The organism is Micromonospora rubida (assembly GCF_009908295.1).
GTDB lineage: Bacteria > Actinomycetota > Actinomycetes > Mycobacteriales > Micromonosporaceae > Micromonospora > Micromonospora rubida.
Window position 1 is genome coordinate 861,820 of the sequence record NZ_JAAALO010000001.1, and the last position, 12,676, is coordinate 874,495.

Below are 12,676 nucleotides of genomic sequence, written 5' to 3' on the forward strand. Positions count from 1 at the left end.
CTAGAACTGGAGCTCGAAGAACGGCACGGGCGGCACCGGTGGTTCCCGATGGCCGTTGCCGTGTACGGGCGGACGCGCCGGCGGGTCGAACCAGAAGCGCCGCCGGCGGTAGCGGGGCGGCTCAAGGACGGGGCGCGAGGACAGGTAGCCGTCCGGTGCCTGGCGGACCACCAGGTGCGCGTTGGTGCCGCCGAACCCGAATGAGCTGACCGCCCCCCGGCGCACCCCGTCGCGGCCGGCCCACGGTCGCGACTGCCGGACCGGGAACAGCGGCGACTCGTCGAACCGGAAGCGCCGGTTGAGCGTCGCGCAGTGCAGTGTCGGCGGCAGCTGCCCGTGGTGGACCGAGAGCACCACCTTGATCAGCCCGGCGATGCCGGCCGCGCTGAGGGTGTGCCCGATGTTCGTCTTCACGCTGCCGACGCCGCAGAAACCGATCTCGTCGGTGGCTCCCCGGAACACCTCCGTGAGCGCCTTCAGCTCCATCGGGTCACCGATCATGGTGCCGGTGCCGTGCGCCTCCACGTAGCCGAGCTGGGCCGGGGAGACACCGGCGTCGGCCAGTGCCGCCTCGATGACCTCCCGCTGCGCGCGCGGGTTGGGGGTGGTGATGCCCATGGTGCGACCGTCGTTGTTGACGGCGCTTCCCTCGATCACCGCGTACACCCGGTCGCCGTCGCGGACCGCGTCGCCCAGCCGCTTGAGCAGCAGGACACCGACGCCCTCGCCGAGGACGATGCCGTCGGCCCGCTCGTCGAACGTGTGGCACCGCCCGGTCGGCGACAGCGCACCCGCCTGGCTCATGCCGACGAACGGCACCTCGTCGAGGAGGATCTCCACGCCCCCGGCGAAGGCCAGATCCGACTCCCCCGCCCGCAGGCCCGCGGCGGCCAGGTGCACCGCGACGAGCGCCGACGAGCAGGCCGTGTCGACCACGACGGCGGGCCCGCGCAGGTCGAGGAAGTGCGACAACTGCGCGGCGATGAAGTTCTGCGCCATCCCGCTGATCGAGTGCGGCCCCGCCGTACCGTGATGCGCGCCGAAGTTCGCCGCCCGGCCGCCCGCGTACACGCCCACGCGCCGACCGGCGACGTCGGGCGGCGTGAGCCCGGCATCGGCCAGGCACTCCGCGCCGGCTTCGAGGAACTGCCGCACGAGTGGGTCGAGGTGCGCGGCCCCGGCCGGGTCGAGCCGGAAGAACTCCGGGTCGAAGTCCTCGATGCCGTCGAGGAAGCCGCCCCACTTGCTGACGGTGGTGCCGGGTTCCTGGACGGGCCGCCAGAACCGGTTCGGGTCCCAACGCGACGGCGGCACCTCGGTCACCGAGTCACGCCCGTCCGCCAGGTTTCGCCAGAACGACTGGTGATCGGGTGCGCCGGGGAAGTGGGCGGCGATGCCCACCACGGCGACACCGTCGCGGCGGTGGGCCGGCCGGGCCGCCATCACGACCGGCGCGGACGTCACGACGGGCGCAGGCTCGTCCGGGACGGTCGGGCCGGTGCCGGACCCGAGGCCGATCCCGGACCCCGGGCGGGTGCCGGGCTCCGGGTCGGTCTGCCCGTCCGGGTCGGTCTGCCCGTCCGGGTCGGTCTGCCCGTCCGGGTCGTCGAGGGACGGGAACTGTTCCCGCAACGCGGCCGCGAGCAGCGTCACGGTCGGGTGCTCCAGGACCACCGACGCCTCGGCGAGCACCCCGAACCTCCGCTCGAACGCGGCGAGAAGCTGGGCGATCATGATGGAGTCCATGCCGAGATCGGCGAAGTCCGCGTCCGGCCCGACCTGCGTGACGTCCAGCCTGAGCGTCTCGGCGACGACCTCGCCCACCCGCCGGGCGAGGGCGGAACCGGGTGCGGCCGGGCGGGCCGGGGGGCCGTCGGGCGCGACCGGGCGGGCCGGGAGGTCACCGGGCCGGGAGGTCCGCGTCGGCGTCGGCGCCGCACCCGGCCGGCCGGGTACCGGCACCGTCAGCAGCGCACGGGCGTCGAAGCGGTCGATGTCAACGGCGCAGGGCAGCACCACCGGGTCCGCAGCGGCCATGGCCTGGTCGAGCAGGACCAGGCCGGTCGCCGGGTCCAGCGTCCGCAGGCCGAGGTCCCGGTACGCGGCCGTGTCGACCTCGGGCATGCCGGCCGACCGCCAGCTCGGCCACTGCACCGACCGCACGACCGGCCCGGTCCCACCGGTGGCGGACCGGTACTCGGCGACCCGGTCCAGCACGGAGTTGGCCAGCGCGTAGTCGCTCATGCCCACCGCCAACGCGGGCACCTGCGCGGCGATGGACGAGTACAGCACGACGAACCGCAGCGGGTCGTCCGCGCACGCGTCCAGGACGGCCTGGAGCCCCGAGGTCTTCGGCATCAGGACGCGGCGCATGTCCTCCGCGCGCTTGCCGATGAAGGCCGGGTCGCTCATCACGCCGAGGCCGGCGCAGTGGACGATGCCGGCGATCGGGCCCCACTCGCGCCGTACGCGATCGAGCACCCCACCGATCTCCGCCAGCGGCGCGCTCTCCACGAGCACCCGCACCCCCGGGCGGTCGAGCGCCGCGAGGTCACGAAGTCGCGCCGCCAGCGACGGCTCGGTGTCGGGATCGTCGACCAGCGCGGACCAGTTCTCCCGGTCGGGCAGCGCGGACCGCCCCAGCAGCACCAGCCGGTCCGCGCCGCGTTCGACGAGTTCGGCTGCCACCAGCCGGCCCAGGGCGCCCGTGCCGCCGGTGATCACCACCACCTGCCCGGCCAGGTCGGCCGACCACCCGGCCGCCGTCGCGGTCGCGTCACCCACGCGCAGCACCGGCGTGTGCCGCACGCCGTCGCGCAGGCACACCTCGGTCACCGGGTCGGTCGCAGCGAGTTCCGCGGCGACGGCGGTCCGCAGCGCGGCCGGGTCGAGGGTGTCGACGTCGAGGGTGCGCGCGAACACGGTCCGGTACTCGGCGGTCAGCATCCGGACGAGGCCCGCGAACGCGGCGCCGCGCAGGCTGGGCCGCTCGGCGCGGAACGTGGTGAGGCCGCGGGTCAGATGCAGGTAGGCGAAGCCACGCCTCCGGTTCGCGGCGACCAGCTCGCGGGCCAACGCGATCCGGGCCCAGTCGACCGTCACCGCCCCGGTCGGCTCGGCCGACACGTCGACCAGGTCGACCACGACCGGGACCGGCCCGGCCGACGCCGCGATCCGCAGGCCGGTCGCCTCATCCGTGTCGTCCAGCCGGACGACCGTGACGCCGGGGCCGAACGCCGCCCGGGCGACGGGTTCCGTCTCCGCGCTGACCAGGACCATGACCCCCGCCGGCAGGTCTCCCGGGGGCAGCGGCGCGGGTTCCCACGCCTTCACCAGCAGGCGCGTCTCCGGCCGCGAAGGCCGCCGCCCGTGTTCCGGCGCGACGCCGGTCGTGAGCCAGTGCCGTTCGCGGGCGAACGGGTAGGTCGGCATGGACGTCAACGGCGGCCGGTCCGCGCGCAGCGCCGTCCAGTCGATGTCCGCGCCGTCCTGCCACAGCCGGGCGATCCGGTCGAGCCGCCCCTCCCGCGCCATGCGGTTCAGGTAGCTGAGGCCCTCCGGCTCGGAGAGCCACCCGTGATCGCCGTTGGCGGCACCGCACGGCCGATCGTCGGCGAGGAAGGCGGTCAGCTGGTCACGCAGGTGGTCGGTGGACCCGGCGACCAGGGCGAGCCGCACCGCCATCGGCACCCGTCCCACCTGTGAGGTGTGGGCCACCGAAGGCAGGGACGGCGGTGCGTCCGCCAGGAAGGCCACCATCGCGGCGGCGTACCGGCGCAGCGCGTCGGAGTCCCGGGCGGAGAGCACGAACACCTCGGGACCGGGCGAGTGGCCGATCGCGGCCGACGACGGCGTTGCGGCCGGCGACGGCGGCGACGGCGGCGGCTCCTCCAGGACGACGTGCGCGTTGACGCCGCCGAACCCGAACGAGCTGACGCTGGCGCGCAGCGGCAGCGGCGTACCGTCGGTGGCCGTGGGTGCCCACCGGGTCGTCTCCCGTACCGGTTCGAACGGCGTACCGACGAGATCGATCAGCGGGTTGACCTGCCGCAGGTGCAGCGTCGGCGGCAACGCCCGGTGGCGCATCGCGAGCACGACCTTGATGAGCCCTGCGACGCCCGCCGCGGGTTCGAGGTGTCCGATGTTGCTCTTCACCGTCCCGATGCCGCAGGTGACCGCCGGCCCGGCGGCGAGCGCGCGGTGCGCCCGGATCAGGCCGTCGATCTCGACCGGGTCACCGAGAGAGGTGCCGGTGCCGTGCAGCTCCACGTAGGAGACGGTCTCGACCGGCACCGAGGCGTCGCGGTAGGCGTCGACGAGCAGGTCGGCCTGGGCCAACGGGTTCGGTGCGGTCAGCGAGGCCGCGTGCCCGCCGTGGTTGACCGCGCTGCCGCGGATCACCGCGTGCACCCGGTCACCGTCGGCGAGGGCCGACGCCAGGGGCTTCAGCACGAGGACGCCGACACCCTCACCCTTGACGTACCCGTCCGCACGCGCGTCGAGCGCCTTGCAGCGGCCGTCGGGCGAGAGGACACCGAGCTGGTTCCCCGCGACCACCGTCTGCGGGGAGAGCACGAGACTCACCCCGCCGGCGACGGCCAGCTCACTCTCCCCGGTACGCAGGGCACGGACGGCCCGGTGCACCGCCACCAGGGAGCTGGAGCAGGCGGTGTCGATGCTCTCGCTCGGGCCCCGCAGGTCCAGCAGGTACGAGATGCGGTTGGCCAGCATCGTCCGCGCCAGGCCGGTGCCGGCGTGTGCGTTCACGTGCTCGCCACGCAGGACCAGCGCCTCGTAGTCGGTGAACTGCACGCCCGCGAAGACGCTCACCCGGCGACCGGCCAGCCGGTCCGGCCGGCAGCCGGCGTCCTCCAACGCCGCCCACGTCTGTTCGAGGAACAGTCGGTGCTGCGGATCGATGACCTCGGCCTCGGCGGGAGAGATCTTGAAAAACAGCGGGTCGAACCGGTCGACGTCCGTCAGGAAGCCGCCCCACCTGGCGGTCCCCCCGAAGCGTCGGGACACCTCCCGCCAGTCCCACCGGTCAGCGGGTGTCTCGGTGATGAGGTCCCGCCCCTCGGCCAGGTTGCGCCAGAACTCGGCGAGGTCCGCCGAGCCCGGGAACCGCCCGGCCATCCCGATGATCGCGACGGCGTCGTCCCCGTCGGCGTCCCCGGTCCGGGCGTTCCCGGCGGCGGCGCTCGCGGTGCGGGTGGGACCGGTGCGGGTGGGACCGGTGCGGGTGGGACCGGTGCGGACGGGCGTGGCGCGGGCGGGACCGGTGCGGGGGTCGTCGGTGCCCGGTCCGGTGCCGGTGGCGGCGGGTGCGCCACCGGCCGGGACGGCCCGCCGATCCAGCAGGGCCGGGTGCTCCTCGGCCAGGTGTCGGGCGAGCTTCGTGATCGTGTTCGCGCCGAACAGGGTCGTCGTCGGCACCGTCACGTCGTAGCGTTCGGCCAACGCGGCGGAGAGCGACTGGAGGCCGAAGGAATCCAGGCCGTACTCGCCGAAGCCGGCCTCGGGGTCGAGCGCCGCCGCCGTCATGCCGAGGATCTCCGCGATGATCGCGGTGAGTTCGGTGGCCAGCTCCCCCGGGACGGCCGGTGCCGCGACGGGCACCGCCCGGACCGGCGCCGGGGACGGCGGCAGCACCGGGGCGGCCGGCGACGCGCTCTCCCGGATCCGCGTCGCCGAGACCAGTTCACGCATCCGGTCCGGATCGCCCGGCAGGACGGCCACCTGGGGGCGGTCCAGCCGCAGCACGAGATCGAGGAGCCGTTCGCCCTCGTCGGCCTCCAGGTAACGGAAGCCGGTCCCCGCCAGGTAGCGGCGCTCGTCCTCGGCGTCCACGTGCATGCCGCCGGCCCGCCACATGGGCCAGTCCACCGAGACCGTACGTCCCCGGCGGCGGCCCGCCAGCCGCAGTGCCTCCCGCTCGACGGCGAACCCGTCCAGGTAGCGGGCACCGACCGCGTAGTCCACGAGGCCGTAGTCGCCGAGCTGCCCGGCCAGCGACGAGTAGAGGACGAAGAGGTCCAGCGGCGCGTCCCGGGTGACCTCGTCGAGGACGCCGGTGCCCGCGATCCGCGCCCGCAGGTGGGCCCGCAGCTCCGCGACCTCCTTGCGCGGCAACGGCGTCCGGGACGCGGTCCCTGCGAGGTGGAAGACACCGGTCAGGTCCCCCCACGAGTCGCGGACGGCCGCCACGACCCCGGCCATGGCGGTCACGTCGTCCACCGGGGCCTGGAAGTACTCGACGTCGCCGAGCGCGCGCAGCTCCGCCAGCTCCCGCGCGTGCCGGGCGGCGGGCGACCGACCGGTGCAGGCGACCCGGGCACCCCGCGCCAGCAGCGCCCGGGTGAGCAGCAGCCCGAGGGCGCCGGCACCGCCGGTCACGAGGTAGACGCCGTCCGGGCGCAGCGGCGACGGCGCGACCGGGTGCGGGGGGATCTCCGACAGCACGCGTACGGACCGGTCCGTGGTCGACAGTCGGACGGCCGCCCCGTCGAGCCGTCCCACCGCCACCTCGGCGAGCAGCGCGGCGGGCTCGACCCGGCCGACGACGTGTACGACGCTGAACGCCACGCCGGGCAGCGCGGCGCGCAACGAGGCGTCGAACCCGCCCCACGCCTGCGCCATCGCACCGTCCGGCACGAGGACCTGGATCCGAGCCGGGGCACGGGACGCCATCAGGGCCCGCGTTAGCAGGAACATCGACTCGACGCCGAGGTCGGCACGGTCGGGGGCGAGCAGCGGCCACTGGTGCACGATCCGGTCCGCCGGCACGGCGAGCAGCCGGACGTAGTCATCGGCCACCCCGGGGCGGATGGTGACCACGTCGCCCTCGTCGGCGTACTCCGCGCCGGCGCGCACCCGCACCGCGCCGGGCACCGGCAGCTCGCCGAAGACCAGCACCCGGTCCGCGCGCGGCACGGCGGCCGGTACGGGCTGACGCACCCACTCGGGCGCGAAGAGGCTGACCGGCGCCGACCCGTCCGTGCCCGTACCGCCCGTCCCGCCCGTCCCACCCGTCCCACCGCCGGCACCGGTCCTGTCGGTCCCGCCGTCCTGGCCGGTCCCGCCCGCGCCGGTCACGCCGTCGGTGAACCAGTGCCGTTCGGCCGCGAACGGGTACGTCGGGAGCGAACGCCGGTTCGGTGGCCGCGTCCACCGGGAGGGCCAGTCGACCGTCGCGCCCCGGACCCACGCCGCGGCGGTCTGGTCGTCGCCGTGACCGTCGAACGGCGTCCGGTCGACGTGCCGGTCGACGTGACCGACGTGGCTGCCGGTGGTGTCACCGACGAGGAATCGTCGCAGCGTGGCCACGGCGTGCTCCCCGGAGTACGTGACGAACGCCAGGCGTTCGGCGTGGTCCCCCCGGCCGACCTGGAGGGTGTACGCCGTCCCCGCGACGTCGTGCCCCCAGGCGTCCCGGGTGTCCACGAACGACTGCGCGTAGGCGCGCAACCGGGCGCTGTCCCGGGCGGAGAGGGTGAACACCACCGGTGCGTCCGTCGGCGACGGCTCGCCGGACCGGTGCTCCTCGATTACGGCGTGGGCGTTGACCCCGCCGTACCCGAACGAGCTGACCCCGGCGCGGCGTGGCACGCCGGGCGCGGGCGGTGGCCAGGCGCGGGCGTCCACCGCGACCTCGAACGCGGTGCCCTCCAGGGCCAGCCGGGGGCTCAACTCCGGGCCGTGCGGGTCTCCGGTGATCCGGCCGTGGCGCAGCTGCAGAAGCACCCGGAGCACCGCGGCGATCCCCGCCGCCGGTTCCAGGTGTCCGATGGTGTTCTTCAGTGCGCCCAGGGCGCAGTGCGGGGCGGCTGGCGGCTCGTGACCCCACTCGCGGTAGAGCTCGGCGAAGGCCTGACGCAGTCCGTTGGTCTCGGCGGGGTCTCCGATCACCGTGCCGGTGCCGTGTGTCTCGACATATCCGATCGTCGCCGGGTCGACACCGGCCTGCCGGTGCGCCCGCAGGATCACCTCCGCCTGGGCGCGCGGGTTGGGCGCCGTCAGCGAGTTGGACCGCCCGCCGTGGTTGACCGCGGTGCCGCGCAGCACGGCGACGATCGGGTTGCCGTCGGCGAGCGCCCGGCTGAGTCGCTTGAGCACGACGACGCCGACGCCCTCCCCCCGTACGTAGCCCGCTGCGTCCCGGTCGAACGCCCTGCCGACGCTGTCCAGGCTGAGCATTCCGGCGCGTTCCAGGGACGCGAACGTCACCGGCGACAGCATGAGGCTGACGCCGCCCGCGATGACCGTGCCGCAGTGCCCCAGCCGCAGCGCCTCCGCCGCCCGGTGCAGGGCGACCAGCGAGCTGGAGCACGCCGTGTCCACCGGTTCGCTGGGTCCACGCAGGTCGAGGTGGTACGAGACCCGGTTGGCGAGCATCGACGGGGTGAGCCCGGTCGACGAGTATGCGTCGGTGGCGGTGCCGGAGCGTTGGATGAGTTCGGCGTACTCCGACGAGCCGACGCCGACGAAGAGCCCGGTGTCGGTGCCGGCGAGGGCCGCCGGGTCGATGCCCGCGTCCTCCAGCGCCGTCCACACCGTCTGGAGCAGCAGTCGTTGACGGGGGTCCATCCAGCGGGCCTCCCGTGGCGAGATACCGAAGAAGAGCGGATCGAACCGGTCGATGCCGGGCATGAATCCGGCCCGGGTCACCCGGGTCCGGTCGGGATGCCGCGCCGGGTCGCCGTGGTGCGCGCGCGCGTCCCACCGGTCGGCCGGCACCTCGCTGAACAGGTCGCCGCCGCGTTCCAGGTTGGCCCAGAAGGCGTCCAGGTCGGCCGATTCGGGAAGCACACCGGCCATCCCGACGATCACGACCGGGTCGTCCCCCACCATCTCGTCCCGGGCGGGTCCGGCCGACTCGTCCCGGCTGGATCCGGGCGTGGGGACGGCGTCCGGGTGCTCGCGTTCCAACCAGGCGGCGAGGGCGGTCGCGGTGGGGGTGGCAAGCAGTTGGTCCGGTCCCACCGGCACGCCGAACGCGGTCGACACCTCGTCGGCGAGCCGGATCAGGCTCAGCGAGTCCAGACCGTGGTCGTGGAAGGACCCGGCCGGGTCGAGTTCGGCCACCGGGTAGCCGCTGACGGTGCTCATCAGCCGCAGGACGGTCGCCAACACCACCGGCCCGCCGGCCCGCGACGCCCCGCCGGTGGCCACGGGCGGCGTCCCGTCGACGGCGGCCCGCGACGCCCCGGCAGAGGCCGGGGCCCCGGCGTCGATCCAGCAGCGGGTACGGGCGAACGGGTACCCCGGAAGCGACAACGGCCGCACCGGGCCGCGGTGCGCGGCCGTCCAGTCGAACGCCTCGCCTGCCACCCAGCGCCGCGCCACGTCGTGCGGATCGGCCGGCGACGGCACCGTCGGCGCACCCGGTTCCACGGTGGCGACCCCGACGTGCCCGCCAGGGCTGCCGGCGAGGAAGCCGGCGAGCCCTTCGACGAGTTCACCGGCCGACCGCGCGACGACGGCGAAGCGGTGCGCCATGGGCTCCCGCCCGGCCTGCAGGGTGTACGCCACACTCCCCAGGTCGACGCCGGGGGCGGGGCCGGGATCGGGGCCGGGATCGGGCAGCAGGGCGGCCAGCTCACGCAGGGTCGTCCCGCCGTGCACGGCACCCGGCCGTACCGCTTCGCCCCGGCCGATCAGCCGCACGATCGTCGCCGGGTCCAGTCCCAGCTCGTCCAGCGGCTCGTCCACGGCGGCGACGGGCACCCCCGCCAGGGCGGCGACGCCGGTCGGGTCGACCTCGCGGTCACCGGCCCGCAGCCACGCCAGCATCCGCTCCACGACCCGCCGCAGGGCGTCCGCGTCCCGGGCGGAGAACGGGAAGACGGCCGGCCCGGTGACGCGGGCAGAGTCCGGCGCGTGCCGGTACTCCTCGACCACGAGGTGTGCGTTGGCACCGCCGGCGCCGAAGGCGCTGATCCCCGCCCGTAGCGGCTCGACACCGGTCCACGGCGCGAGTTCCCGTTGGACCCGGAACGGCACCCCGGGCCAGTCGACGGCCGGGTTGAGGGTCTCCGCGTGCAGCGACGGCGCCAGCTCCCGGGCACGCATCTGCAACAGGACCTTCGTGAGCGCGGCGACACCCGCGGCCGACTCCAGGTGCCCGACGGTCGACTTCACCGAGCCGATGGCCACGGATCCGGCCGGGCGGTCGCCGAACGCGCGGACCAACCCCGCCACCTCCGCCGGGTCGCCCAGTGCGGTGCCGGTGCCGTGGGCCTCCACGTACGACAGGCTCGCCGGGTCCACGCCCGCCACCCGGAGCGCCTCCGCGATGACCTCGCCCTGGGCACCCGGGCTCGGCACGGCGAACCCGCCCGTCTTGCCGCCGTGGTTGACCGCGCCGCCGAGGATCACCCCGAGGATCCGGTCGCCGTCCCGCTCGGCCGCCGCCAGCGGCTTGAGCAGGACCGCCCCGACGCCCTCGCCGGGTGCCATGCCGTCGCCGCCCGCCGCGAAGCTGCGGCACCGCCCGGTCGCGCCGGTGAAGCCGCCGGCCGCGAGCTGCCGGTACTTACGCGGGTGCGGGGTGAGGTTGACCCCGCCGGCGAGCGCGTAGTCCACGCCGCCGGCCGCCAACGCCTCGCAGGCGAGGTGGATCGCGGTCAGCGACGACGAGCACATGGTGTCGATCGCCAGGCTCGGCCCCCGGAGGTCGAAGAAGTACGAGACCCGGTTCGCTATCGAGGCGTACCCCATGCCGCCCGCCAGGCCCGACTGGTTCTCGAACAACTGGTAGTGCCCGTACATGACGCCCACGTACACGCCGACGCGGCTGCCGCGCAGTCGCGCCCGCGGGTACCCCGCGTCCTCCAGCGCGTGCCAGGAGGTCTGGAGGAAGAGCCGTTCCTGCGGGTCGGTCAGTTCCGCCTCCCGCAACGACATCTGGAAGAAGCGGGGGTCGAACTCGTCGATGCCGTCGAGGAAGCCGCCCCACCGGCTGATCGGCTGCCCGTCCACCTCGCTCACCGCCCGGTGGTCCCAGCGGTCGGGCGGCACCTCTCGTACGCAGTCCCGGCCGCTGCGCAGGTTGGCCCAGAACCCGTCCAGGTCGTCGGCGAGGGGGTACCGGCCCGCCATGCCGACGACCGCGATCCGGCGGTCCGGGGCGGGACGCGCCACGCTGGGCCGCCCGGTCGCCTCGACCGCCGGCGCGACCGGGGCGTTCGGGATGTCCGGGGCGTGCAGGGTGTTCGGGATGTCCGGGGTGTCCGGGGCGTTCGGGGCGACCGGGGTGACCGGGGCGTGTACCGGGGCGGCCGGGACGAGGCGGCGTACCGCCTCGGTGTGGCGTTCGACGAGGTGGTCGGCGACCTCGCGGATCGTGGGGTATTCGAACAGCAGCGTCGCGGGCAGTTCGCCCATGCGCTCGGAGAGCAGGTCGGCGATGCGCGGCACCGTCAGGGAGTCGACGCCGAAGTTCTCGTACGTCTCGTCCAGCCAGAGCCGATCCCGGGGCACCTGGAGGACCTGCTCGAACGCGTCCTTCACGTACCCGATGGCGGCCTCGGTCAAAGCGTCGGTGGCACCGTCGCCCGCCGGCCCGATGCACATGGGCGGCTGCCCGTCGGTGTGCGGCTCGGCGGTGCGCGGCTCGGCGGTGCGCGGCTCGGCGGTGCGCGGCTCGGCGGTGCGCGGCTCGGCGGTGCGCGGCTCGACCGGCGGCCCGGCGGTGCGCGGAGACGACATCGACGGCGGCGCCGGGGAGGGCGGCACGGCGGTCGGTGTCGTCTCCGCGACCACCACGTGCTGGGTCAGCCCCTCGTCGGCCGGCACGGCGCGGCTGCGGGCGAAGCCGGCGAGGGCGAGCGCCCGACGCCAACCGGGTCCGGAGAGCAGCGGGGAGCCGGGCAGCCGCAGTTCGGCGTCCCGGTGCAGCCACCAGCCGTCGAGCAGGCCGAAGGTCAGCGTGGCGGTGAGGACGTTGCTGCTGGCCTCGTTCAGCACCAGCCGCCCGCCGGGCCTGAGCAGCCCCGACACCGCGCGCAGCGTGCCGAGCAGGTCGGCGGTGGCGTGCAGGACGTTCGCCGCCACCACCAGGTCGGCGCTGCCGGGGGCGAACCCCTGGGCGGCCGGGTCACCCGAGATGTCGAGCCGCTGGTAGCGCACGAACGGGTAGTCGCCGGCGAACCGTTCCCGGCCGTGTTGGAGGAAAGCGCGGGAGATGTCGGTGTAGACGTAGCTCACGTCCGCGCCCGAGGCGGCCAGCGCGGGCAGCAGGCTCGCCGTCGTGCCACCGGTGCCCGCGCCCACCTCGACGACGGTGACGGGGCCACGGTGGTGGGTCAGCCGGTCGATGACGGCCGCCACCACGAGTTCGTTGGCCCGGTCGACGACCGGGCTTCCCCGGTACGCGCCCTCGACCAGCGCGGTCGACCCGCCGGGGAACATCACGTCGGTCGCCCGGACCCTGCCCCGCAACACGCCGAAGAGCTGGTGCGCGCACGGCCGCAGCAGCAGGTCGAAGCGGTTCAGTGCCGGCGTCCGCGCGCAGAGCGCGACCAGGTCGTTCTCCGGATCACCGGTGACCTGACGCGCGGTGGGGACGAGGTGCCCGTCGCCCGTACGCAGGAGGCCCCCCACGGTGAGGACCCGCAGCAGCTCGGCGAAGAGCCGACGCTGCGGTTCCACGACGCCGAGGTGCTCGGCGAGCCCG

At 75.0% G+C, this 12,676-nt stretch carries 1 protein-coding gene (cut by a window edge); it reads right to left on the reverse strand.

Going from position 1 to position 12,676, the window contains the following annotated elements:
• On the reverse strand, positions 1 to 12,676 hold the 3' portion of the coding sequence (locus tag GVV04_RS03515) for an SDR family NAD(P)-dependent oxidoreductase (RefSeq protein ID WP_161684322.1). It continues 7,151 nt past the right edge of the window; only the last 12,676 of its 19,827 coding nucleotides appear in the window; its start codon lies off the right edge, out of view; its stop codon occupies positions 1 to 3.